General features: G+C 48.8%; 17 protein-coding genes. 11 read left to right on the top strand and 6 right to left on the bottom strand.

The window, feature by feature from the left end; all coding sequences use genetic code 11:
• The first annotated feature begins 5 nt into the window (after nucleotides 1-5).
• Nucleotides 6-1,142 carry a TlpA disulfide reductase family protein gene (locus VFS25_RS01030; protein WP_326460250.1) on the top strand — a complete coding sequence of 379 codons (1,137 nt, stop codon included), beginning with the start codon at nucleotides 6-8 and terminating at the stop codon, nucleotides 1,140-1,142.
• Nucleotides 1,143-1,148: 6 nt separating this feature from the next.
• Here VFS25_RS01030 and VFS25_RS01025 read toward each other — a convergent pair whose 3' ends face one another.
• The 5 genes from VFS25_RS01025 to VFS25_RS01005 all read right to left on the bottom strand — a co-directional run bounded on the left by VFS25_RS01025 (nucleotide 1,149) and on the right by VFS25_RS01005 (nucleotide 7,200).
• Nucleotides 1,149-2,024 carry a lysophospholipid acyltransferase family protein gene (locus VFS25_RS01025; RefSeq protein WP_326460249.1) on the bottom strand — a complete coding sequence of 292 codons (876 nt, stop codon included), beginning with the start codon at nucleotides 2,022-2,024 and terminating at the stop codon, nucleotides 1,149-1,151.
• 16 nt (nucleotides 2,025-2,040) lie between these two features.
• A complete protein-coding gene (gene nadB, locus VFS25_RS01020; RefSeq protein WP_326460248.1) occupies nucleotides 2,041-3,636 on the bottom strand; it encodes an L-aspartate oxidase in 1,596 nt (531 codons plus the stop codon).
• 81 nt (nucleotides 3,637-3,717) lie between these two features.
• On the bottom strand, nucleotides 3,718-4,404 hold the full coding sequence (locus VFS25_RS01015) for a lysoplasmalogenase (RefSeq protein WP_326460247.1): 687 nt from the start codon (nucleotides 4,402-4,404) through the stop codon (nucleotides 3,718-3,720).
• Between the two features lie 67 nt (nucleotides 4,405-4,471).
• A complete protein-coding gene (locus tag VFS25_RS01010) occupies nucleotides 4,472-5,809 on the bottom strand; it encodes a sensor histidine kinase (RefSeq protein WP_326460246.1) in 1,338 nt (445 codons plus the stop codon).
• Between the two features lie 41 nt (nucleotides 5,810-5,850).
• On the bottom strand, nucleotides 5,851-7,200 hold the full coding sequence (locus VFS25_RS01005) for a sigma-54 dependent transcriptional regulator (RefSeq protein ID WP_326460245.1): 1,350 nt from the start codon (nucleotides 7,198-7,200) through the stop codon (nucleotides 5,851-5,853).
• Nucleotides 7,201-7,463: 263 nt separating this feature from the next.
• Here VFS25_RS01005 and VFS25_RS01000 point away from each other — a divergent pair, with 263 nt between their 5' ends.
• From VFS25_RS01000 to VFS25_RS00955, 10 genes are all read left to right on the top strand, one after another.
• Nucleotides 7,464-8,711 carry an efflux RND transporter periplasmic adaptor subunit gene (locus VFS25_RS01000; protein ID WP_326460244.1) on the top strand — a complete coding sequence of 416 codons (1,248 nt, stop codon included), beginning with the start codon at nucleotides 7,464-7,466 and terminating at the stop codon, nucleotides 8,709-8,711.
• 16 nt (nucleotides 8,712-8,727) lie between these two features.
• Entirely contained in the window at nucleotides 8,728-9,417 is a 690-nt protein-coding gene (locus tag VFS25_RS00995) for an ABC transporter ATP-binding protein (RefSeq protein ID WP_326460243.1), read from the top strand.
• Entirely contained in the window at nucleotides 9,410-11,842 is a 2,433-nt protein-coding gene (locus VFS25_RS00990) for an ABC transporter permease (RefSeq protein ID WP_326460242.1), read from the top strand. Before VFS25_RS00995 ends, VFS25_RS00990 begins: the two co-directional genes overlap by 8 nt.
• 12 nt (nucleotides 11,843-11,854) lie before the next feature.
• Nucleotides 11,855-14,245, top strand: coding sequence for an ABC transporter permease (locus VFS25_RS00985; protein WP_326460241.1), 2,391 nt, complete (start codon nucleotides 11,855-11,857; stop codon nucleotides 14,243-14,245).
• A gap of 111 nt (nucleotides 14,246-14,356) precedes the next feature.
• Nucleotides 14,357-16,723, top strand: coding sequence for an ABC transporter permease (locus tag VFS25_RS00980; protein WP_326460240.1), 2,367 nt, complete (start codon nucleotides 14,357-14,359; stop codon nucleotides 16,721-16,723).
• An 11-nt stretch (nucleotides 16,724-16,734) separates the two neighbouring features.
• On the top strand, nucleotides 16,735-19,149 hold the full coding sequence (locus tag VFS25_RS00975) for an ABC transporter permease (protein WP_326460239.1): 2,415 nt from the start codon (nucleotides 16,735-16,737) through the stop codon (nucleotides 19,147-19,149).
• An 11-nt stretch (nucleotides 19,150-19,160) separates the two neighbouring features.
• Nucleotides 19,161-19,823: an ABC transporter ATP-binding protein gene (locus VFS25_RS00970; RefSeq protein ID WP_326460238.1), complete on the top strand. Its 663-nt coding sequence runs from the start codon at nucleotides 19,161-19,163 to the stop codon at nucleotides 19,821-19,823.
• A gap of 167 nt (nucleotides 19,824-19,990) precedes the next feature.
• Nucleotides 19,991-21,451 carry a TolC family protein gene (locus tag VFS25_RS00965; protein WP_326460237.1) on the top strand — a complete coding sequence of 487 codons (1,461 nt, stop codon included), beginning with the start codon at nucleotides 19,991-19,993 and terminating at the stop codon, nucleotides 21,449-21,451.
• 29 nt (nucleotides 21,452-21,480) lie between these two features.
• Nucleotides 21,481-22,860, top strand: coding sequence for an efflux RND transporter periplasmic adaptor subunit (locus VFS25_RS00960; RefSeq protein WP_326460236.1), 1,380 nt, complete (start codon nucleotides 21,481-21,483; stop codon nucleotides 22,858-22,860).
• A 90-nt stretch (nucleotides 22,861-22,950) separates the two neighbouring features.
• On the top strand, nucleotides 22,951-23,964 hold the full coding sequence (locus VFS25_RS00955) for an NAD(P)H-dependent glycerol-3-phosphate dehydrogenase (protein ID WP_326460235.1): 1,014 nt from the start codon (nucleotides 22,951-22,953) through the stop codon (nucleotides 23,962-23,964).
• A gap of 674 nt (nucleotides 23,965-24,638) precedes the next feature.
• Here the strand turns inward: VFS25_RS00955 and VFS25_RS00950 are convergent.
• Complete coding sequence (locus VFS25_RS00950) at nucleotides 24,639-24,878, bottom strand: hypothetical protein (RefSeq protein WP_326460234.1); 240 nt, start codon at nucleotides 24,876-24,878, stop codon at nucleotides 24,639-24,641.
• Nucleotides 24,879-25,090 lie beyond the last annotated feature (212 nt).

The following is a 25,090-nucleotide window of genomic DNA, read 5'->3' as shown; positions in this document are numbered from 1 at the left end:
CTCATATGAAAAAGCTATTGATAACCGCCTTTATTTGTGCGCCGGGCTTTTTAATGGCGCAAGGCAACACCTTTAGGTTAAAAGGAAAAATTGGCGCGCTGAATGCGCCTGCCAAAGCATACCTGTTGTACAGCTATAACAGTAAAACCAGGCTGGATTCTGCAGCTATTACGGGCGGCCGGTTTGAGCTTACCGGCCCGCTGGACTACCCGGTAACTGCTACCCTGATCATTAGCCATGATGGTAAAAACATGCGGCAAATGAAAGGCCAGGATAAGCTGAACTTTTACCTGGAGCCGGGCAACATGCATTTAACCCCGGCAGATTCTATTGCCCATTCCGGTGTAACCGGTTCTGCCATTAACAATGAGTACGCGGCGCTGCAAAAGGCGCTGCAGCCCGTTGAAAAAGCTTATGCCGCTGTTTATGCGGAATATGCCGGCGCCAGTGAGGAAGAACGCAAGTCCGATACATTCCGGAAAGCTATTGATGCAAAGGCCGATGCCAACCAGCAGGACCGGAGATCAGTAGAGCTGGCCTTCATTCAAAGTTACCCCAACTCACTGGTAAGCTTACACGCCATACAGGAATACGGCGGCGCTGTTCCGGATGTGGATGTAGTGCAGCCGTTGTTTGAGGCATTGTCGGCACAGGTACGGCAAACAGCCCCAGGCAGGCGTTATGGCGCCTACCTGGCCAGGCTGGCCCGTACAGCCATCGGCAAAACAGCGCCGGAAATAGCGCTGCCCGACACGGCCGGGAAAGTTATAAAGCTATCGTCGTTCAGGGGAAAGTATGTGCTGATCGATTTCTGGGCTTCGTGGTGCGGGCCATGCCGCGCGGAAAACCCGGTGGTGGTAAAAGCCTATGAGAAATATAAATCAAAAGGCTTTGAAATACTAGGTGTTTCGCTGGATAAGGAAACCTCAAAGGCTGCGTGGATAAAAGCCATCCGGGACGATCAGCTTACCTGGCCGCAGGTATCGGACCTGAAATACTGGAACAGCGCGGTGGCGGATGATTATGGCGTTAGGGCCATTCCGCAGAACTTTTTGCTGGACCCCCAGGGAAAGATCATTGCCAAAAACCTGCGGGGCGATGCGCTGGAGCAAAAACTGGGCGAAGCTTTAGGGGCTATGTGAGCAGTTTTACTGGCCGGTATGGGTTTGTTCCTTCCACTCGTGTTTCCAGCGTTTGTGGCTCCATACCCATACTTCCGGCTGCTCCCGGATGTTCTTTTCCAGGTACTGTACAAATGCTTCGGTGATTTTGCCTTCGGGCACGGCAAGCGGGTTGTCAAACATCAGCTTCAGCTGCGCCTTGTAATAGCCGCGCTTTACTTTTCTTATATCTGCAAACACTACCGGAATATTGTGCCGGCGGGCGCTCATTTCCGGGCCTTTGTAAAAAGCCGTCATTTTATTGAGAAAGGGAAACCAGTAGCTGCGGCGCGGATCGCCGGGGTTTTGGTCGGCCACCAGGGCTACCAGGTATTGCCTGCCCTGCCAGGGAACCATGGCATTGCGGATATTATTGGCAGGCAGCAGCACGCTGCCTGACTTTTCGCGGAAAAACCGGAAAAACCGGTCAACCGCCTTGTTGGTAATGGGCATATACACCACCAGGAAGGGAAAGCGTACGCCCTGCATGCAAAACAGGTTAGCCCACTCCCAGTTGAAGTTGTGCCCCAGGTGCAGCTGGCAGCTTTTACCCTGCTCATATAACTGCTGTAATACGGTAAGGTCGCAGTTAAAACGGCGGCGCAGCTGCCGGGGGCTGATGGTGAGCAGCTTAATGGTTTCTACCATCATATCCGTAAGGTTACGGTAGTATTTTCGGCTAAGCTGTTCTATTTCCTGTTCGCTTTTATCCGGGAAAGCCTGTACCAGGTTGGCATGCACCACCTTCCGGCGGTAGCCGGCTATATGGTACACCACCAGGTACAGCACATCGCTTAACCCGTACAATATCCAAAATGGCAGCAGGGAAATGGCGTAAGCAAATATCAGCAGCAGGTAATACATGAGGCGCAAAGGTACGTTACAGTACGATATTCTGCACCAGTTCTGACTTATAGGGATAATCGGTATTATAATGCAGGCCGCGGCTTTCCTTGCGGAAGGCGGCGCCTTTTACAATCAGGTAGCCTACGGTAATAAGGTTACGCAGCTCGCACAGCTGAGGCGATATCTCTGTTTTCTGGTACAGCGCCTCTGTTTCCTCATGCAAAATATCCAGGCGGCGCATGGCGCGCTGCAAACGTTCATCTGTACGTACAATACCTACATAATCGCTCATGATCTGCTTCAGCTCTTTGAGGCTTTGTGTGATCAGGATCATTTCGCGGGGGGCGGTGGTGCCGGCGGCATCCCAGTCCGGTACATTTGTTTTAAACGTGATGCTGTTCAGCTGCTTAACCGCGTCCTGGTAGCAGCGGTGGGCAAATACCATGGCTTCCAGCAGCGAGTTGGAGGCCAGGCGGTTAGCGCCGTGCAGGCCGGTGCTGGCGCATTCGCCGCAGGCGTACAGGTTATTGATGGAGGTGCGGCCCCATTCATTGGTTTTAATGCCGCCGCAGCTGTAGTGGGCAGAGGGGGCAATGGGTATCATATCCTTACGGATGTCGATACCAATGCTCATGCACTTTTCATAGATATTCGGAAAGTGGTGAATGAACTTCTCATGATCCATGTGCCGGCAATCGAGGTACACATATTCCGTACCGGTTATTTTCATTTCACTGTCTATAGCACGGGCTACAATATCGCGCGGGGCCAGGGAAAGGCGGGGATCATATTTGTGCATGAACTCTTCGCCGTGTATGTTGCGCAGTATGCCGCCATCGCCGCGCACGGCTTCTGTAATAAGAAAGGAGTTGTTTACGCCCGGCTGGTATAATGCTGTGGGGTGAAACTGTATGAACTCCATATTCTCAATACGGCCCTTGGCGCGGTACACCATGGCCACCCCGTCGCCGGTAGCTATGGAAGGGTTGGTGGTGGTGCGGTACACCTGCCCGTTGCCGCCGGTGGCCAGCAGGGTAATGCGGCTAAGCACTTTTTCTATCTGGTTGGTTTGCAGGTTCACTACGTACACGCCATAACATTCAATATCCAGCGTGCTTTTGGTAACCAGGTAGCCCAGGTGGTGCTGGGTAATGAGGTCAACCACAAAGCAGTGGGTGATCAGCTCTATATTGGGTTTTTTATGAATGGCGTTCAGCAGCGCCCTTTCAATTTCCCTGCCGGTAACATCTTTATGATGGATAACGCGAAACTCGGAATGCCCGCCTTCACGGCCCAGGGAGTACTCGCCATCGGGGTTCTTATCAAAGTTGGCGCCCCATTCAATAATTTCGTTTACCCGTTCCGGTCCCTCCTTTACTACTATTTCCACAATATGCTGGTTACAAAGGCCGTCGCCGGCAATCAGCGTATCTTCTATATGCTTTTCAAAGCTGTCGTTCTCCAGGTCGTTCACCACAGCTACGCCGCCCTGCGCATATTTGGTGTTGGTTTCATCTTCCCGCGTTTTGGTAATAATGGTGATCTTTTTGTCCGGGTAATGTGCCGCTACTTTTAAAGCATAGGTAAGTCCTGCAATGCCCGAACCAATTACCAAGAAGTCTGTTTCCATAAACCAGTCTGTTTTAGAGGAGTAATTCCGGCGCTGCTGCAAAAAGTCTTCTGCAGCCCGCGTTAAAATCGCAAATCAAATTTACGCTTTAACGCGTGATTTCAAATACCTGCAGCTGCCTTCTGTAATAGCCCATTGCGCCAGGCAGTATGTGGTCATGATAAAAATGCCGGCTGCCGGAAGGGAGCGGTAAAAATGCTGTACGGCAATAGCTGCATCTGAACAAATGAACAATATGGCCCCGGCAATGCAATACCAGCCCATAGGCTGCTCTCCCAGGCGGAAGGCGTGCATGGCGCATAGCAGGGTAAAGGAAATAGCAACGGCATAAATAATAACGGGTATGCGCATACTACCCAGGTAAGGGAGCATAAAGAACAGGAAGGCCAGCACCACTATCTCTGTTAAAAAAATAAACGGGTATTTGCACAGGGGCAGTGGGTGGTTGGTATACCGCACTTTCAGGAAAAAGCCGATGTATGCCAGGTGGGCCAGCAAAAAGCTGCCCAGGCCAGGCAAAAAGTACTGCTCCTGTATCAGCAAAATGTCGCCTGCCCAGGAAAAAAAGAGGGCGGTAAGCAGCAGGTTGCGGAAAATAGCCGGGCGCAGATGGCGGATGGCAGATAGCAGGTACAGCGCCAGCAGGGGCATTAGCAGCGCCTTAGTTACATTTTGCAGCATATGCAGGCGCATAGCAATAGCATCCAGGTGTATTGCCGTTACAATAAAATACAGGGTAAGCCAAAGCCGGGTTTTTTGCAGGATCATTTTTCGGGGGGAATATAAATTCCTATAAATATAAAGAAAGTTGCGGCACGCAGCTACCCCGCAGTTATTATACGGCCGCCAGTATTATGTAAAAGGTGGTGCCATCTCCGTTGCTGCTGGCCACTTTCAGCTGCCCGCCGTGCGATTGCACAATTTGTTGGGAAAGGCTTAAGCCAATGCCGCTGCCTTTTTTCTTGGTGGTATAAAAAGGGATGAATATCTTGTTCAATGCATCGGCATCAATACCAGGGCCGTTATCGGCTATGGCTATGCATACCTGCTGCTGGCTGTACATATACGTGCTTACGCGGATATCCGGCGCGGTTGTATTTTCCAGCGCATCTTTCGCGTTTTTGATAAGGTTAATGAGCACCATTTGCAGCTGGGCAATGTCGGCATGAATATAGGCGTCATCCGCTTCCATCTCATAATCGTAATGAATGCCCGCCTGCCTTAGCTCAGGCAGCAGCAGGTTACTTACAGAGGTGATGAGGGCTTTGAGGTTCACATCTTTAAACTGCGGTTTGGGCAGGGTAGTATAATCGCGGTATGCATTTACAAAGTTCATAATGCCCTTGCTGCGGCTTTCCACGGTTTGCAGCGCTTCCTGCAGGTCGGCAATGGCTTCGGGCTGCTGCGTGTAGGGTGCTATATCCTGCTCCACTATATCCTGCATGGTACCAATAAGCGATACAATAGGAGTTACAGAGTTCATGATCTCATGCCGCAATATTTTGGTAAGGTTTTGCCAGGCTTCCAGCTCTTTTTCCTGCAGTTCGGTATGAATGTTTTGCAGGCTGATAAGCTTTACCAGCCGGCCCTGCAGCCGAATAGTAGCGGCGTGTATGGATAGCTGTTGCTCCTGGCGGGTGCGGTACAGTATCTTGTTGCCGGAGCGCAGCTGCAGCAGCAGGTCCGGCAGGTCGGGATGGGTATTTTTCAGCTCTGAAATATTTCGTAGCCGGTAAATGTTCAGCAGCCGGAAGGCAGAAGGATTAATAAGCTCTATTTTACCTTCTGCGTCAAAAGACAGCATGCCAATGCTGATGTGCTGCACAATGGTATCTATATATTTCAGGTTGGCCTCTTTCTCTGCCCTGGTTTGCCGGAAAGCTTCCAGCACTTCGTTAAACTGCTGGTTCAGCTCCCGGAAGCTTTTGCCCATTTTGTTATCTGCATGAAAGCGGATGGAAAAATCCTCATAGCGGATAGACTCCAGGAATAATGTAAGCTTGCGGTTAACCCGGTTCAGGTAATAATACAGGCCATAGATTTGTATGCCGGCTATTATAGCCACTGCAGCGCCGGGGATAATGCCTGCCACATTCCATAACCAAACGCCTGCCACAATGGTAAGTGTAAGCAGCAGTATGCGAATGAGGATATTTACGCTGAAATGACTCATGGTAGAGAAGGAGAATTACGAATTGTCAATCCGCAATTGATTTACAGGTTATATTTTTCCAGCCTTCTGTACAGCGCCGCCCTGCTGAGGCCCAGCTCACGGGCAGCTTCTGTAATATTGCCGTTACATTTTTTCATGGCCTGGTTAATGATGTTGCGTTCCATTTCCTCCAGGTTGTAGCCGGTGTCGAGGTCCTGCTCTTTGGCAGGGCTTTTTACAAATACGTCTTTGGGCATCAGCATTTTACCCTGCGATAATATCACCGCTCGTTCAATCGCATGCTGCAGCTCGCGGATGTTGCCCGGCCAGTCATACTGCTGCAGCTGCGGCACCAGCGACTCGTGCAGGGCATTCACCGGGCGCTTGTATTTATCGCGGTACAGCTGCATAAAATGTTCTGCCAGCGGCACAATATCGGCTACCCGTTCCCGTAAGGGAGGCAGCTGTATTTCTATGGTATTAACGCGGTACAGCAGGTCCTGGCGGAACTGGTGCTGCGCGGCCATTTGCTGTATGTTGCGGTTGGTGGCGCATATAAGCCTTACATCTATAGGTATTGTTTTGTTGGAACCTACTTTGGTAACGGAGCGGTTTTGCAGCACGGTGAGCAGCTTGGCCTGGAAAGGCAGGGAAATATTGCCTATTTCGTCCAGGAAAATGGTGCCGCCGTGGGCCTCTTCAAAACGGCCGTTGCGGTCGTCGCGGGCATCGGTAAACGCCCCTTTTACATGGCCGAATAATTCGCTTTCAAACAGGGTTTCGCTTATAGCGCCCAGGTCCACACTTACAAAAGGCTGTTTACTGCGCTGGCTTAGCTGGTGAATGTGCCGGGCCAGCATATCCTTACCGGTGCCGTTCTCGCCTAGTATCAGTATATTGGCATCTGTAGCGGCTACACGGTGTACCGTGTCCATTACCTGCTGCATGGCGGTGCTGTTGCCGGTTATCAGCTGCCCGTCTGTATTGCCGGCAGGTTTTTCTTTTTGCGTGGCTGCCCGGTGCTTATTAAAAGCAGCCTGCATGGTCGACAGCAGCTTTTCATTTTCCCAGGGTTTCAGCACAAAATCGCTGGCGCCGGCCTTAATGGCGCGTACGGCCATTTCCACATCGCCATAGGCCGTGAATAATACTACGGATGATTGGGGCTTTATGTCCAGTATACGGTCCAGCCACTCAAAACCTTCCTTACCGCTGCTAAGGTCACGGGTAAAGTTCATGTCCAGCAGTATTACATCATAATCAAAGTTGGAAACCAGGTAGGGGATCTTTTGCGGGTTCCGTTCAAAATCAACCTGTTCAAAATGGCGTTTCAGCAACAGGCGGGCAGCCCGCAGCACGTCCATATCATCATCTACTATTAAAATTTTTCCGGGTAGTGTTGTTGTCATCATATTTTTGGTTTCAGCAAACTATATTCCTGTATATATGCCAGGGGTAGATAAATGCGGTAGCCCGCCACTGGCAATATTAATCAAAGATTTCCTTTTTGTTGGCGGTTTTCAGCGGACGCAGGAAGTGTCCGGAAATGAACAAGTGTTGTCCGGTACGGGACGTTTTGAAAGGCGATTTTTTTGGAAATGCCTTACTGGTAAAGGTTTTATAGCTTTGGCATGTTGGTTGAACTTCCAGGGGCGTCCAAACAGGGCACATTATCATGGATAGAAAAATTGAAAAGAAATTCTGGTCAGGTAAACGTATTTTACTGATAGGCGGCGGCAGCCTGGTAGTATTGCTGCTGGCCTACAACCTTATATTTGCCGATCACCGTTCCCGCCTGAATGTTGAAAAGGATAAGATTACCATCAGCACCGTTACAAAAGGCACTTTTGATCAATACATAGCTGTTACCGCGGTAGTGCAGCCCTTAAAAACCATTCGCCTGGATGCAATTGAAGGCGGTTACGTAAGCCGCAAATACCTGGAAGGCGGCAGCATGGTAAAACGCGGCGACTCTATTTTACGGCTGGAGAACCAGCGCATGCAAATGGAGTTTATGAACCATGAAACAGAAATGTACCGCCTTATTAACGAGCTGCAGAATACCCGCCTGAGCCTGAAGCAGAACCGCTTTCTGATGGAAAAAACCCTGGCCGACCTGGATAATAAAATAGAGCAGGCCAAGGATATTTATGACCGCAATAAACAGCTGGTAGATGAAAAGATAGTGGCCCGCCAGGAGTTTAATAAAAATAAAATGGAGTATGAAGGGCTGCTGAAGCAACGGGAAATAGAAATTGAAAGCCAGAAATACCAGGAGGAGAATGCGCGCATACAGATACAGCAGCTGGAAGGCACGATTGCCCGCACCCAGCGCAACCTGCAAATGATGAAAGATAACCTCAACAACCTGATCGTACGCGCACCTATTGACGGCCAGCTTTCCTCCGTGGATGTGGAGGTAGGCTCCAGCATTACCACCGGGCAGAATATAGGCCAGATAGATGACCTGGATGGCTTTAAAATGCGTGCAGAGGTGGATGAACATTACCTTTCAAGGGTTTTCACAGGTTTGAAAGCCACCTTTGAGTTTAACGGCAAAAACTATGAGCTGGAAATTACCAAGGTGTTTCCCGAAATAATCAATGGGCGTTTTAATGTAGATCTGAAATTTTTAAAAGGCACGCCGGAAGGCATACGCCGTGGTCAATCCTCTCCTATCCGCCTGGAGCTGGGTAAATCGTCGGAAGCTGTGCTGCTGCCTGTAGGTGGATTTTTCTCCGATACCGGCGGCAACTGGGTATATGTGCTGGATAAAACCGGTAAGCGCGCAGTAAAGCGCAACATATCGCTGGGGCAAAAGAACCCGCAATATTTTGAGGTGCTGGAAGGGCTGCAGCCTGGTGAACAGGTAATCACCTCCTCTTATGAAAACTTCGGCGACAAGGAAGTGTTAGTGTTTTAAGTTTAAATTAATCAACATGATAAAAACCGTTAATCTTCAAAAGTTATTTACAACAGAAGAAGTTGAAACCACTGCCCTGAATGGTATTAGCATAGAAATACAGGATGGAGAGTTTGTAGCCATCATGGGCCCTTCCGGCTGCGGCAAATCCACCTTGCTGAACATACTGGGCCTGCTGGATAATCCCAGTGGCGGCGAGTATTATTTCTGGGACAAGGAAGTAGCCCGTATGAGCGAGCGGCAGCGCGCGCAGCTGCGTAAAGGCTCTATTGGTTTTGTGTTCCAGAGCTTTAACCTCATAGATGAGCTAACGGTATTTGAAAATGTTGAGCTGCCCCTGTTATACCTCAAAGTACCTTCCCATGAGAGGAAGCAGAAGGTAGAGGAGGTGCTGGAGCGTATGAACATTATGCACCGCCGCAACCACTTTCCGCAGCAGCTGTCAGGCGGCCAGCAGCAAAGGGTGGCCATTGCCCGCGCGGTAGTAGCCAAGCCTAAAATGATACTGGCCGATGAGCCTACCGGTAACCTGGACAGCACCAACGGTGAAGAAGTAATGAAGCTGCTGCAGGAGCTGAATGATGCCGGCACCACCCTGGTAATGGTTACACACAGCCCTTATGACGCCGGCTTTGCCCACCGCATTATAAACCTGTTTGACGGACGTGTGGTAACGGAAAATATCAAAGAACAGTTCCATGTTTAAAAACTACCTGAAAATAGCCTGGCGTAACCTGTGGAAGCAAAAGGTATTCACCCTGATTAATGTAGGCGGCCTTACCATTGGGTTAACCGTAGGCCTGCTGTTGCTGCTATGGGTGCAGAACGAGCTGAATTTTGACCGGTATAATAAAAATGTGGACCGTATTTACCGGGTTACCACTAACATCCACGTAAATAACAGCAACTTTATTTCCAGCACAGTACCGGATCCCATGGGGCCTACCATGGTAAGCGAATACCCGCAGGTTGAAAACATGGTGCGTTTATTAACCGCCCGGGATATTATGGTAAATAAAGGCCACGAAACCCTGTGGGAGAAAAATGGCACCTGGGCCGACTCTACCCTGTTTGATGTGTTTACCCTGCCGTTCATTGCCGGTAATCCCAAAACAGCATTAACCACCCCGTATTCTGTAGTAATATCCGAGCGTGCCGCCAGGAAATATTTTCAGTCGACCGATGTGGTGGGAAAAATACTGCACATCAACAACACGGCCGACTACCGGGTAACCGGCGTAATGAAAAATATACCCGATGCCTCCCACTTCCACTTTGATTTTATTATGAGCATGGCTGAAATAGCCGACAGCCGTGGTAATGACTGGTTAAACAATAATTACTTTACATACCTGCTGGTACGCCCCGGTACTACCAGGGCCTCTCTGAGCGCCAGCGTGAAAGCGGTTGTACGCAAGTACCTGGGCGCCCGTTACCAGGAGCTGCTGCACATTAACCTGGATGAGCTGGAAAAACAGGGCAACTATGTACATTACGATGTAATGCCCCTGGCAGATATACACCTGTATGCCGATAAAGCCGACCAAACAGCCATTGAGCCGGGCGGCGATGTACAGTATGTATACATTTTTTCAGCTGCCGGCATTTTCATACTGCTTATTGCCTGTATAAATTTCATGAACCTTTCAACTGCCCGTTCGGCCAGCAGGGCCAAGGAGGTGGGTGTAAGAAAAACGCTCGGCTCCCTGCGCAAGCAGCTGATCATGCAGTTCCTGGCAGAAAGCTGGTTAATATGCAGCATGGCCATGGCGCTGGCATTGCTGGCGGTAGCGTTGCTGCTGCCATTCTTTAACCAGCTGGCCGGCCGCGATATGAACATCCGTTTGTTGTATACCCCCCGTATCATTACCTATTTTCTGTTACTGTTGCTGGCTGTGGGTATGCTGGCCGGCGCATATCCCGCATTCTTCCTCTCCGGGTTTAAACCGCTGCAGGTGCTGAAAGGCAAGCTGGCAGCCGGGTCTAATACCAAAAGCATCCGCAGCGGGCTGGTAGTGCTCCAGTTTGTAATATCCTCTGTACTTATTATAGGCACCTTTGTTATTTATAACCAGCTGCATTATATACAGCACCGGCAAATAGGCTATAACCGGCAGCAGGTACTGGTATTGCAGAACACTTACCCGCTGTATAAGCAGGTAAGGGCTTTCCGCGAAGCAGTGTTGAAATTACCCGGTGTGGAAGATGGTACTATGACAGGCTTTTTGCCCACCGGGCAGTTCCGCAACAGCCCCAGCTTTTTTAAAGACCGGAATGCAGATGTTACTACCGCTTTTACAACCGAAACCTGGTCGGTAGATGAGCATTACATTCCTACCCTGGGTATGCGAATGGTAAGCGGCCGCAATTTTGATCCGGAACACTTTGCCTCCGACTCAACCGGCATTATTGTAAATGAAACAGCCGCCCGCCTGCTGGGCTTTAAAGACCCGCTGGATAAGCTGTTGTATCATCCCATAAATGACAATGTAAGGACTCTGCAGGCCTATCATATCATAGGCGTGGTAAAGGATTTTAACTACAACTCCATGCACCAGGCTATTACACCCCTGTTCCTCTGGCTGGATGAACAAAGAGGCAGCATGGCCTTCCGTATTAAAACAGGTGATATACCGGCCCTGGTGGCGCAGGTAAAAAAACAATGGGATGCCATGGTGCCGGGCCAGCCTTTCCTATACTCTTTTATGGATGATGATTTTAACGCTATATACCGGGCAGACCAGCGTACCGGCAATGTTTTCATCTGGTTTGCGGCACTGGCCATAGTAGTGGCCTGCCTGGGCCTTTCCGGCCTGGCGGTATTCACAGCAGAGCAGCGCACCAAGGAAATAGGCATCCGAAAAGTGCACGGCGCATCGGTAGCAGATATTGTATCGCTGCTCAGCAGGGATTTTATAAAGCTGGTGCTGGTTGCCATTGTAATAGCAACGCCGGTAGCGTGGTACATTATGAACAGCTGGCTGCAGGATTTTGCGTATCGCACGGCTATACCGTGGTGGGTATTCCTGCTGTCGGGCAGCATTGCGGTGCTCATAGCATTGTTCACTGTAAGCTTTCAGTCGATAAAAGCGGCGTTGATGAACCCCGTTAAAAGTTTGAGAACAGAATAAATCACCTTTACCATGGTCCGTAGCTACCTGAAAATAGCCTTCCGGCATTTGCTGCAGCACAAAACCATTACGCTTATAAACATAGGCGGCCTGGCTATTGGCATGGCCTGCTGCATGCTCATAGTATTGTTTGTGCAGGATGAGCGCAGCTTTAATAACTTTCATGCGAACGGGAAAAACATTTACCGGCTGAATTGTTTATCCGGGCAAAAGGGCGAGATCAATCATATGTCTATTACCCAGTTCCCTGCCGGTCCTGCGTTAAAGGCTGAGCTGAGCGATGTAAAAATGGCAGTGCGTATAACAGAGCAGGGTAGCCCTTTATTTGCCTATAAGGATAAAAAGTTTATTGAAAAACGGGTTGCATATGCAGACCCTGACTTCTTCCGTATGTTCAGCTTTCCGCTGGTAGCCGGTAACATGGCCACTGCCTTAAAAGAGCCTAACACGGTGGTTGTTTCAGAAAGCATAGCCCGTAAATATTTTGGTAACCGGGACCCAATTGGCAAGGTCCTGCGCATGGAGAACAAAACAAACTGCCGGGTAACGGCGGTAATGAAAGATATGCCGTTGAATTCCGACATGCAGTACGATATGCTGCTCTCTTATTCCACTTTTGAAAAAGGGCTGGACCTGTCGGGGGAGTGGTTTAACTTCAGCGCCAATTACACTTATCTGCTGCTGCACAACCAGGCCAATATGGCTAAGGTAAACCGGGAGCTGCAGCTGTTTACTGACCGGCATGTTAAAGACATTGCTACAAAGCTGGGCTTTACATTCAGCTATCAGCTGCAGCCTTTGGACAACATTCACCTGCATCCCCGGGGCGATGGTGGTGACGACAACCGCCTGAAGCTGATTTATGTTTATGTAGCCATTGCAATTTTTATAATTCTTATCGCCTGCATCAATTTTATGAACCTGGCCACGGCCCGTGCCGGCGAACGTTCTATGGAAGTAGGCCTGCGTAAGGTAATGGGAGCGCCGCGGAAATCGCTGGTAGTACAGTTTCTGCTGGAGGCAGTGCTGTTAAGCTTAATAGCTTTTGTAATTGCGCTGCTGATAGCGCAGTTATTGTTACCCGCATTCAATGATATTACAGCTAAGTCACTGCACCTGTTTGGCGAGGAGCAGGTACCGTTGCTGGGCTTATTATTGCTGGTAGCGGTCTTCACCGGGCTGCTGGCAGGCAGCTACCCGGCATTATTCCTGTCGGGGTTTGTACCCATCGCTATTTTAAAAGGCACTTTCCAGAGCCTGCGTAATAGAACCTTCCTGCGTAAGGTGCTGGTGGTATCACAGTTTGTTATTGCCATTGTGTTAATTGTGTCAACCATTGTAGTGTACCGGCAGCTGCGGTACTGGCAGCAGCAAAACCTGGGTTTAAACAAGGAGTATTTGCTGAATGTTTATTTATACGGCGCAGGGGACACGCATAAAAAGGAATTGATAAAAGAGGAAACGCTGCGGTACCCGGCGGTAAAAGAGGCCAGCCTTTCCAACATGGCGCTGGGCCGCTTTATTACCAATTTTAATCCTATTGCTAAAGAGGGGGATAGTGATGAACAGTCCATTACAGCCGGCATTATCAGAAGCGATTTTAACCTCATTAAAACCCTTGGAATGAAGCTGGTGAAAGGCCGTGCTTTTTCCGAAAATATGGGTATGGACTCAACCAGCAGCTTTATTGTAAATGAAGCCGCTGCAAAAGCCCTGGGCTTAAGTAACCCCATAGGCGCACGCATTGAATGGCGGCCCGGTTATACTACGCGTAAAGGCGCCATTGTAGGGGTGGTAAAAGATTTTAACTATCAAACTTTACGGCTGCCGGTGGGGCCTGTTATTTATATCGTGGACCCGGGTGAAGCAGCGCTGCTAACCCTGCGCCTGCAGCCCGGCGCTGTAGATAAGCAGCTGGCCCGGTTGAACAGCATATGGGATAAGCTGGTGCCCGATTATCCTTTTCAATACTCTTTTGTAGGCGATGACCTGGCCAAACAATACCTGAATGAACAAAGGTTGGGCACCCTGTTTGGCGTCTTTGCTATACTGTCTGTTTTCATAGCCTGTATGGGATTGTTCGGGTTGTCCATCCTCATTTCCCGGCAGCGCACCAAAGAAATTGGCATCCGTAAAGTGTTGGGCGCTTCAGTAAGTAGTATTACCACACTGCTGTCAAAAGATTTTTTACAGTTAGTATTTGTAGCCCTGCTTATTGCCACACCGGTAGCCTGGTACTTAATGAACCGGTGGCTGCAGGACTTTGCATACCGCATTAACGTAGAGTGGTGGATGTTTGTGGCAGCCGGTTTATGTGCAGTGGCAATAGCATTGTTTACCATCAGTTTTCAATCAGTAAAGGCAGCGTTAATGAACCCGGTAAAGTCATTGAGAACAGAGTAAATGCTAACTATGGTTTTAATCAGCACATGTTTACGAGTAGAATAACAAGTCAAATGCAGGGGGATGTTTCTACATACCCCACATTTTTTTTAATCATTGAAATGTTGAATTATGTTCCGTAACTACCTGAAAATTGCATGGCGTAACTTATGGCGGCGTAAGCTGTTTACCACCGTAAATATACTGGGCCTTACCGTTGGGCTTACCTGTGCGGCTTTTCTGATGTTGTGCGTACAGCAGATGATTATAAAAGATAAGTTTCACAAGCACCTGGATGACCTGTATCTGCTGCAAACCAATAATGACAGCGATAAAGATGTATTTCCCTTACTGGATGTAATGCTGAAAGACTTTCCGCAGGTGATGAACGGCAGCCGTATTAATACCTGGGGCGAGTCGTGGATCAGCTATAAGGATAAAACCATCAGCGAAGAGATCAGCTATGTAGACACCGGTTTTCTGAATACATTCACCTATCCGCTTAAATACGGCAATGCCGCTGTTGCTTTAAAAGATAAATACTCCATTGTATTATCTGCCCCGGTAGCGGAAAAACTATTTGGCGGCGAAAACCCGCTGGGGAAAACGGTCACATTTTCAGATAAACGCCGGTTTACTGTATCAGGCGTTATGCAGCCGGTGCCCGCCAACGCATCTATACAACCCCGGGCGCTGCTGTGGAACAAGAACCTTACAGATGACAAGGACTTCAGTAATATAGCAGACTGGTACAACTGTTTTACCAGCAGCTATGTGCTGCTGCGGCCCGGCGCTAATGTAGCGGCTATAGAGGCGCAGCTGAAAAAGGTGGTAGCCGAACGTTTTGCAGAAGGAGCAAAAGACCGGGTAATGCACCTGTTCCCTTACCGGCAATATGCAAAAAAGTACGGTCAGCTGAACTTTGATCTTTATGTATACGGGCTTTCCTGTATTGCCCTGTTTATTTTATTGCTGGTAGCTATTAACCTGGTAAACCTGAACATGGCCGTGTCTTTCACCCGTGTACAGGAAGTAGCCGTGCGTAAAGTGTTAGGCTCGGGCCGGAGCGCCATACTTATGCAGTTTTTTACAGAAGTAGGGGTAATGGTGTGCATAGCGTTGTTGCTGGCATGGGGCATAGCCCTTATGCTCATGCCCGTATTGAACGATCAGCTGAACGGGTTGCAGATTACGCCTGCTATGTTATATCAACCGTCTTTCATCGGCATGTGGCTGTTAACAGGAGGTGTGCTAACCCTGGTAGCCGGCGGTTATCCCGCAGCATACATAAGCGCCCTGAAGCTGGCCAATGCAGTAAAAGGTAGGCTGCAGGCAGCGCCGCAAAAAGCATTTGTGCGGCAGGGGCTTATTGTGGCGCAGTTTGTAATAGCAGTGGTTTTTATAGCAGGCAGCCTTATTATGCAGCAGCAGGTGCAGTATATGAAAAAAGGAGATGTGCTGTTTAATAAAAACCAGGTGCTGACCGTACGCCTGGACCTTGATTTTATGGACACTGCACAGGCCCGCAGCGGCATTAACCACCTGGTAGCGCAGCTGAAGCAGCAAACCGCTGTGAACGGAGTATCAACCTCCCAGTGCATACCCGGCCAGTTCTGGGAAAACTACAACACTTTTGTAGCAGATGATGGCAGCAATAAAGAGCTGAGCATGCGCCAAACCAACATTGACAATGGTTTTATACCCACCTATGGCATACGCATTTTACAGGGCAGGAATTTTTCTGAAGATATGGCGCTGGACCGGGAAGCAGTGCTGATCAATAAAACTGCTATGAAAAGCCTGGGCTGGACCAGTATTGAAGGTAAAACCATTCATACCAAAGGCGGCGATAGCCCCTTGCGGGTAATAGGCGTAACAGATGATTATCATTACCGCTCGCTGGAAGGCAGCGTAGAGCCGCTGATACATTTTTACACAGGTAAAACCGCCATGCAGCAGGGCAACAACTACCTGAGCATAAACGTTAAACCCGGGCAGGCAGCGCGTGTAATAGCCATGCTGAAAAAGGCTTTCAGCCAAATGCCCTCTTACCGCGGGTTTAACTACAACTTTGCAGATGCCGTATTTGATAAGCAATATAAAACTATAGAAGGCATTCTTACACTCATTAACTTTTTCACTATTGTGAGCGTGCTGATAGCCTGCGCCGGCATATTTGCGCTGGTAGCGCTGGCGGCGCAGCAGCGTACGCGCGAAATAGGCATCCGCAAGGTGTTGGGCGCCAGTATTGTAAGCCTGGTATCGCTGCTGTCTAAAGATTTTATGAAGCTGGTAGGTATTGCTATACTTATAGCGGCGCCCCTGGCCTGGTGGGCTATGCAGCGCTGGCTGCAGGGTTTTGCTTACCGCATCAGCATATCATGGTGGCTGCTGCTGGGCGCCGGTATAGTGGCCATGCTAATAGCCCTGTTAACTGTAAGCGTGCAGGCCATAAAGTCTGCCCTGCTGAATCCTGTAAAAGCATTGAAAACAGAATAGAAATATAGTATATGCTCCGTAACTACCTGAAGATAGCCTGGCGTAACCTTTGGAAAACAAAGCTGCTGACCGCCGTAAACATATTGGGTTTGTCTGTTGCCTTTGCTGCCAGCATACTGCTGGTAATGACGGCTTACCACGAGCTGTCATATGACAGGTTCCATGCCAACAGGCAACAGCTGTATATGCTGTACATAAATACCCATTATGCGCAGCGTATGGAGCAAAGGGCCAATATGCCCATGCCCCTTACGCCGGCTGTAAAACAGGAGTGCCCGGAGGTAAGGGCCGCCAGCCGTATGATGGATATTGCCGGTTTAATACGTTACCACGACAAAGTTTTTGAATCAAATATACAAGGGGTGGACGCTGATTTTCTGCAAATGTTCTCCTTCCCTGTAATAAAAGGAGATGCCCGGCAACCACTGTCCGGCCTTAGTAACATTGTACTTTCGGCAACCACCGCCAAAAGCATTTTTGGCAAAGAGGAAGCAGTAGGGAAACAGCTGGAGGTGTACGTAGGCCGGCAATGGAAAAGCTTTATCGTAAGCGCCATATGTGAAAACGTGCCTGACAACTCCAGCATTGAGTTTGACGCGCTGTGCCGCTTTGAAAATGCGGAAGGCTATGCCAGCCAGAAAGATGCCTGGAACAACAGCACGCATTATGTATATGTGCAGCTGGCCAACCATGCTACCGCCGCGGCTTTTGAACGCAGTACCCGGCCGTTGGTAAACAAATACTTTGCGGAAAGGCTGCGCAATCTGAAAAGGGATGGCGCTGTACCGGGTAAGGACGGTGAGCTGATAGGCATACACCTGAAAAGGGTAACAGACCTGCATCTGAACAATGTAGGAGCAGGCGGTGACAACCGGTTTTACCCTTACCTGCTGCTGCTTATAGGCGCTTTCATACTTTTCATAGCCTGTATAAACTTCATGAATCTTACCATTGCCGGCGCCTTTACCCGGTCGCGGGAAATAGGTATGCGTAAAATATTGGGCGCATTCCGCTTTCAGCTGATTATCCAAATGTGGGGAGAAGCCGTGCTGGTGTGCGGCCTGGCCCTGTTGGCCGGCCTGGCGGCAGTGTATTTTCTTATGCCGGGTTATAATGCATTATTTAAAAGCAGGCTTTCCTTTACGCTGCTGCAGCAGCCGTTATTGTCAGGCATTGCGCTGGCAATATTTTTCCTGGTTACTTTAACAGCCGGCGGCTACCCGGCCTGGATCATTGCCCGTTTAAACACCATTAAGGTATTAAAAGGCGGCATGCAGGCCGGCCGGTCAGGCAAGGTGCGTAATACGCTCATGGTAACGCAGTTTGTTATTTCCTCCCTGCTGATATGCTGCACGCTTATAGCGTGGCAGCAGCTGAACTACCTGCGCAATAAACCATTGGGTTATAATAAAGAGCAGGTGATCAGCATACCCATACCGGGCGACGTAAATCCTGCACAGGCATTGAAAAGAATGCGCAGTACGCTGGCAGGTGAAGCCAATGTGCTTGGCATAACCGGTACGGATATTAACCTGGGCCGGGGCCGGGACGGATCTTCCGCTTCTTCCAGGGTATCGTTTGATTATAAGGGGCATACTATATCCAGCAACTGGCTGGAGGTAAATTATGATTATGTAAAAACACTGGGCCTTACCCTGCTGGCCGGCCGCGATTTTTCACCGCAATACGGAACGGACTCCATGGGCCTGGTGATCAACGAAAAAATGGCCCGGCAGCTGGGCGGAGTAGATGCTGCGCTGGGGGCTTTGCTGCCGGTGAACGACAGCCTGCATCCTATGCAGGTGATTGGCATTGTAAAGGATTTTAACTTCCGCTCCCTGCAGGAGAATATAGAGCCGCTTTCTATGTACATGCAGCCCAATGCTGCGGTAAGCTACATTTTTGTAAAAGTGCCGCCTGGCAATTTAGCAGCTTCCATGGCATTGGTAACTAAGCGCTGGAAAGAGGTTTTCCCTGGTAAGGAAACAGATCCCTCTTTCCTGGATGAAAATACCGACCGGCAGTACCAGAAAGAAAAACGCTTTTCCAGTATATTTATCAGCGCCGCGGTGTTGGCCATTGTAATATCCTGTATGGGACTGTTTGCTATTTCCGTGCTGGTAATGACCCAGCGTACCCGGGAAATAGGCGTGCGCAAGGTGCTGGGCGCCAGCGTTACCAGTATTGTAGCCCTGTTGTCAAAAGATTTTGTGAAGCTGGTATTATTATCCGTGATCATTGCCAGCCCCATTGCCTGGTATATCATGGAGCAATGGCTGCAGCATTATGCCTACCGTATTCATATTCATATAGGCATTTTTGCGGGGGCGGCGGCAATTGCAGTACTCGTAGCCGTTATAACGGTAAGCGTACAATCCATAAGGGCAGCTTTAATGAACCCCGTAAAGTCTATCAGAACGGAATAAACAATTTAAATATGATACAATTAAGACATGTTTCCAAGCACTACCCGGTAGGATTTGGCAAGAATGAAGTATTAAAAGATGTAGATCTGGCCATTTTCCCCGGTGAATTTGTGTCTATAATGGGCCCTTCGGGGTCTGGGAAATCCACGTTGCTGCACATACTGGGTTTGCTGGAAGAACCTTCCAGCGGCGAATACCTGTTTGAAGGGGAGCCGGTACATAAAATGAGCGAGAAAAAACGTACCCAGCTGCACCGCGGCAGTATTGGCTTTGTATTCCAGGCCTATCACCTGATAGACGAGCTAACCGTTTATGAAAATATTGAAACCCCTTTATTATATAAGAACATTCCTTCTGCAGAACGTAAAAGCAAGGTAGCCGATGTGCTGGACCGCTTTAACATTGTAGCCAAGAAAGACCTGTTCCCTAACCAGCTTTCCGGCGGCCAGCAGCAATTGGTAGGCATTGCCAGGGCTATTGTGTCCGAGCCCCGGGTAATACTGGCCGATGAGCCTACGGGTAACCTGCACTCCGACCAGGCCCGCGTAATTATGCAGCTGTTTAAGCACTTGAATGAAACAGATAAAATTACCATCATACAGGTAACCCACTCTGAGCAAAATGCTGCATTCGGGCACCGGGTTATCGAGATCAGGGACGGCAAAATCCAGTAAACTCCCGCATTTAAACCTGCGTTAACATACATTTCAGAAAAAACAATAAATAAAATGTTATGTTTTACACTAAATTAGTGTGGCCATCTGCCATACCTAATAAAAATTTGCCTTTTATAAAGAAATGGCAAAGGCTATCATCACAATTACTATATTTTTGTTACGCTATGAAACTATACCAGTTCCCGGGAGCACTCCTGGTAATATGTTTATTGTTTGCTAACACTGTACATGTAGCTGCCCAGGATAAATGGAGCCTCAAACGATGTGTGGATTATGCGATGGCCAATAATATATCCATTAAACAGCAAGACGTGCAGAAGCGGCTTGCCGAGCTTACCCTCAAACAAAGCCAGCTATCCCAGATACCGAACCTCAGTGGTAGTATTGGAAGTAACTACAACGCCGGCCGTAGCGTAAACCCTACTACTTATACATATGAAACAACCGGCTTCCTTTCCGCCAACGCCAGCTTAAATACCAACGTTACCCTGTTCAACTGGTTCAGCAAGCGTAACACCATTGCATCCAACAAATACCAGGCGCAGGCCAATGACTTTTTGCTGGAAAAGGCCAAGAATGATGTGGCGTTTAACATAGCCTCCTCCTTTTTGCAAATATTGCAGAATAATGAGCAGGTGCATGTAAATGAAACACAGCTGGCACTTACCAAAGCACAGCTGTCTAACACCCAGAAGCTGGTAGCTGCCGGTTCTGTGCCGGAAAGCAATGAGGCGGATCTGCTGGCGCAGCTGGCCAGGGACAGCGCCAACCTGGTTACAGCGCAGAACAATGTAATATTATCCACCTTACAAATGAAAGCGCTGCTGAACCTGAGTTTTGATATTCCCTTTCAGCCCGAAATACCTGCCGATATATCTGCCATTCCCCTGCCTGCCCTTAATGAGGTTGACCCGGAAATGGTGTTCAGCGCCGCTTTAACCACCAACCCGCTCATACGGGCGGACTCCCTGCTCATTAAATCATGGGAAAGGGAGGTGGCGGCTGCCAAAGGCGCAATGTTCCCTACCCTAAGCTTATCAGCCGGTATTGGCACTAACTACGCCAATAACGTAAATGATATACGCAACGTGCTAACCGGTGTAAAGGGCGATACAATAGGCAATGTAGCAGTAGGCGGCGCCAACTATAAAGTAATCACCGACCCCTATCCGCATTTTACCCAGCAGGATTTTGGCCGCACCCCTTTTGGCACGCAAATCAGCAACAACTTCCAGCAGGCAATAGGCGTAAGCCTTAATATACCCATCTTTAACGGCTGGCAGCTGCGCGCCCAGTATAAACGCACTAAGCTGAACCTGTACACGCAGCAGCTGACCCGCGACCAGGACAACCTGCAGCTGCGGCAGGATATTTATACAGCCCATGCCAATGCAGTAGCCGCCATTCAAAAGTTCAACGCCGCCAGCAGGGGGGTGGATGCATCCCAGAAAGCTTTTGATTTTGCAACCAAACGCTTTAATTTGGGGTTAATGAACACAATAGATTATATTACTACGCAAAATAATTTGTTCCAGGCCCAGATCAATAAGGTTTCGGCTCAATACGACTTTATATTCAGAATGAAATTGCTGGAGTTTTACCGGGACCAGAAAATTACCCTGTAGGCTCCCTTCCCTTGTAACAAACCGCCTCTATGAAGAAAAAGACACTTTATTGGATTGTTGGTAGTGTAGTAGCGCTGATAATATTATTATTGGTACTGAAAGCCGCCGGCGTAGTCGGTAAGGAAGAAGGTATTAAAGTGGCGGCAGATAAAGCCGCCGAACATGATATTATTGAGGTCGTTACTGCCACCGGCAAAATTTATCCCGAAATAGAAGTAAAAGTAAGTTCCGATGTATCGGGTGAAATTGTGGACTTACCGGTAATGGAAGGCGATTCTGTAAAAAAAGGGCAGGTACTGGTGCGTATATACGCAGATATTTACGGCTCGCAGCGCGATAAAGCCAATGCAGCCCTTAGCCAGGCGCAGGCGCAAATGGCAAATGCCGCTGCCTCGCTGCACGCCTATAAAGCCAAGCTGGAGCAGTACAAGGCTGCGTATGACCGCAACAAGGAATTGTATGCCCAGAAGGTGGTTTCCCGCAGCGAATTTGAAACGGCGGAATCGGCCTATCGCTCGGCCCTGGCCGACTATAACGCCGCCACCGAGCAGGTGAACAGCTATAAATATGCAGTGGCCAGCGCACAGGCCAGCTTAACAGAAGCTAACAAAAACCTGGGCCGTACCACCATTGTATCGCCCATGCACGGCATTGTTTCCATGCTGCCGGTTAAAAAAGGCGAGCGGGTGGTAGGTACCCTGCAAATGGCCGGTACGGAAATTATGCGCATTGCCGACCTGAATGTAATGGAAGTGCAGGTAGATGTTGGTGAGAATGATATTCCCCGTGTTAAATACGGCGATACAGCCATCATAGAGGTAGATGCTTACAACAGCCGCAAGTTTAAAGGGATTGTTACCCAGATAGCCAGCTCCAGCAAAGGAGCTGCCACCGCTGCTGCCGGCACTACCACTTCCTCTGCGGAACAGGTAACCAGCTACATTGTACACATCCGCATTCTCAACAGCAGCTATAAAGATCTTATAGATCCGTCCCAGCCCAAGAACTTTCCTTTCCGCCCCGGCATGAGCGCCAGTGTGGATATACAAACCAAGCGTAAGAGCCACGTATTATCCGTGCCCATTAACGCCGTAACTACCCGGGAGGTAGAAGCCGCGAAAGGCAACGCCAAAAAGAAAAAGAAGGATGACGGAACCAATGAGGCTACCACTGCCCCCGGCGATAAAGACACCAGGGAAGTTGTGTTTGTACTGCAGAAAGATAACACGGTAAAGCAGGTAGAAGTTAAAACCGGCATACAGGACGATAATAATATTGAAATACTCTCCGGCCTGCAGCCTGGCGAACAGGTGATCAGCGGACCTTATGCCGCGGTATCACGCGAGCTGAAGACCGGGAAAAAAGTAAAGGTAGTACCGGCATCGCAGCTGTTTGATGGCACCAAATAAGCGTACCGGTATTAAAGTAAGTGGTTAGTTGCGGGCGGTTGCCCGGCTACTAACCACTTTTTTAATTTATTTTGCGGAAAATTCAACAGGGTGAGTACAGGCATAATAGGTAGTGGTAGCTGGGCTACTGCTTTGGCAAAAATACTTACAGACAACGGGCAGCAGGTAAACTGGTGGATCCGCAGTGAAGACACCATCCGCCATATGCAGCAGCGCCACCACAACAAGCATTATTTAACCTCCGTATATTTTGATACCCACCAGCTGCAGCTTAGCAACCAGCTGCAGCAGGTAGTTAACAACAGCGATGTGCTGGTGCTGGCGGTGCCCTCTGCCTTCCTGGAAGAAGTGCTGCAGGCCCTGCCGCCGGATGCCTTACAGCATAAAAAGGTAATATCCGCTATTAAAGGGCTGGTGCCGCAAAGCAACATGCTTATTAATGAGTACCTGGCCGATGATTTTGGCCTGCCGCCGGAGCAGTACTTTACCATTACAGGCCCCTGCCATGCAGAGGAGATAGCCAACGAAAAGCTTTCTTACCTCACCTTTTCCGGCTTGCAGCCGGAAGCTACCCAGCAAATGGCCGACCTGTTTGGCAACAGTTATTTGCAAACCATTGTAAATAATGATGTGATAGGAGTGCAGCTGGCGGCGGTGCTAAAGAACATTTATGCCATGGGCGCTGGTATTGCGCATGGCCTGGAGTATGGCGATAATTTCCTGAGTGTGCTTATTGCCAACTGCTTCCGTGAAATGCAGCACTTCCTTGAAAAATATGCCGTTTGGGCAGGGCCGGCCCATATGGCGGAAACGGCGCATAATTACAATGCCAGCGCCTACCTGGGCGATCTGCTGGTAACCTGCTATTCACTGCACAGCCGCAACCGCACCTTCGGCAATATGATAGGCAAAGGCTACAGCGTAAAAGCCGCCCAGCTGGAGCTGAACATGGTGGCAGAGGGCTATTATGCCAGCAAATGTATTTTTGAAATGAACCATGAAATAGGCGCCTATATGCCGGTAGCCCGGGCGGTATATGCAGTTTTATGGGACCAGCTGAATGCAGAAGAGGCTTTTCTGGCACTGGAAAAAGGGTTTGTTTAAAGGTAATGTAAAACATCACAGGCACTTTTCCCTGCAGAAGGGGGAGTGTTGCCGGTAATGTAAACAAAAAAGGGAAGGCCAGGCCACAGGCCATTTAATAGTTGATTTTAAGTGACACTGTTTTAAGGCCTGGCCATGTGGAGTGATAAACCTCCACATCTGCAACTCTCTCCTTCACAGTTCCCTCTTGTTTGCTGCTCCTCTCTTGTTTGCAGCTTCCTTTCTCACAAATTGCATTTCCGCTCTCTCATCATACTCAATTAATGGTTAACAATAATGCGTTATGTTGATCGGTTCAGCGATAAATATATGTTTGGCTAACTGAAATCAGTTTAGCAAAGCCCTGGAAAAGTGGCCAGGCCGCAGGTCATTTAACGATTTTCCTTAAATAACGCTGCTTTAAGGCCTGGCCAGGTGGAGTGGCAAACCTCCTCATCTGCTCCTCTCTCGTTTGCAGCCTTCTCTCACAATTGCATTGCCGCTCTTATCAATGGTTAACAGGACGTTATACCGGTTGGTTAACTGAAATCAGTTTAGCAAGCCGGTTTTCTCTCTCGTTACATCCATGGGTAATTAGCAGTATTATTAATATTGATTGATTATAACACATGATATATATTAGGTTAACTAAAGTGGGCATGGCAGGTTATGATCGGTTAACTAAATCAGTTCACCTATATGAGTTGTTTGGTATTCTGGAAATAATGCCGGATCATCCACTCAATATGCGGTAATAACGAATCGTCCGGCAGTTCACTGTCGCTTAATGGTTTAACATGGTCCTCATCCGTCAGAAAATATTCCATCTGAACACCCTCTACAGTTACACGAAACTTTCTTTCCTTGGCAATTTTTTTGAGGCAAATCCGTTTGGGAATGCCGTTCACTTTAAATGTACAGGCAAGGTTTCTCATGCGTGGATTGTTTTTAAATCTACCCAAAAAGAATGAGCATTTGGTGGTTACCAAGACAGATACAGATATGGTTGGTGATCTGGTTTGGTTGGAATTTGTATTATCCGCTCTCTTGTTTTACAAAACTAAAGGCTCGTACTTATTTAATTGTGAATACGTTGTTAATGCAACAAAAAATTTTGGCACTCCCCGCCAAAAAAAGGAGTGAGGAA

The sequence above is a fragment of the Chitinophaga sp. genome (assembly GCF_035761305.1).
Classification (GTDB): domain Bacteria; phylum Bacteroidota; class Bacteroidia; order Chitinophagales; family Chitinophagaceae; genus Chitinophaga.
The sequence above is the reverse complement of the archived record's forward strand: the minus strand, read 5'-3'. Positions and strand labels throughout refer to the sequence as shown.

What these genes read in the sequence shown, in the direction of transcription:
- VFS25_RS01015 (WP_326460247.1), bottom strand. Translation starts at nt 4,404, where the DNA reads ATGATCCTGCAAAAAACCCGGCTTTGGCTTACCCTGTATTTTATTGTA.
- VFS25_RS00950 (WP_326460234.1), bottom strand. Translation starts at nt 24,878, where the DNA reads ATGAGAAACCTTGCCTGTACATTTAAAGTGAACGGCATTCCCAAACGG.
- VFS25_RS00970 (WP_326460238.1), top strand. Translation starts at nt 19,161, where the DNA reads ATGATACAATTAAGACATGTTTCCAAGCACTACCCGGTAGGATTTGGC.
- VFS25_RS01025 (WP_326460249.1), bottom strand. Translation starts at nt 2,024, where the DNA reads ATGTATTACCTGCTGCTGATATTTGCTTACGCCATTTCCCTGCTGCCA.
- VFS25_RS00980 (WP_326460240.1), top strand. Translation starts at nt 14,357, where the DNA reads ATGTTCCGTAACTACCTGAAAATTGCATGGCGTAACTTATGGCGGCGT.
- nadB (WP_326460248.1), bottom strand. Translation starts at nt 3,636, where the DNA reads ATGGAAACAGACTTCTTGGTAATTGGTTCGGGCATTGCAGGACTTACC.
- VFS25_RS00985 (WP_326460241.1), top strand. Translation starts at nt 11,855, where the DNA reads ATGGTCCGTAGCTACCTGAAAATAGCCTTCCGGCATTTGCTGCAGCAC.
- VFS25_RS01030 (WP_326460250.1), top strand. Translation starts at nt 6, where the DNA reads ATGAAAAAGCTATTGATAACCGCCTTTATTTGTGCGCCGGGCTTTTTA.
- VFS25_RS00990 (WP_326460242.1), top strand. Translation starts at nt 9,410, where the DNA reads ATGTTTAAAAACTACCTGAAAATAGCCTGGCGTAACCTGTGGAAGCAA.
- VFS25_RS01000 (WP_326460244.1), top strand. Translation starts at nt 7,464, where the DNA reads ATGGATAGAAAAATTGAAAAGAAATTCTGGTCAGGTAAACGTATTTTA.
- VFS25_RS00975 (WP_326460239.1), top strand. Translation starts at nt 16,735, where the DNA reads ATGCTCCGTAACTACCTGAAGATAGCCTGGCGTAACCTTTGGAAAACA.
- VFS25_RS01005 (WP_326460245.1), bottom strand. Translation starts at nt 7,200, where the DNA reads ATGATGACAACAACACTACCCGGAAAAATTTTAATAGTAGATGATGAT.
- VFS25_RS00960 (WP_326460236.1), top strand. Translation starts at nt 21,481, where the DNA reads ATGAAGAAAAAGACACTTTATTGGATTGTTGGTAGTGTAGTAGCGCTG.
- VFS25_RS00965 (WP_326460237.1), top strand. Translation starts at nt 19,991, where the DNA reads ATGAAACTATACCAGTTCCCGGGAGCACTCCTGGTAATATGTTTATTG.
- VFS25_RS00995 (WP_326460243.1), top strand. Translation starts at nt 8,728, where the DNA reads ATGATAAAAACCGTTAATCTTCAAAAGTTATTTACAACAGAAGAAGTT.
- VFS25_RS01010 (WP_326460246.1), bottom strand. Translation starts at nt 5,809, where the DNA reads ATGAGTCATTTCAGCGTAAATATCCTCATTCGCATACTGCTGCTTACA.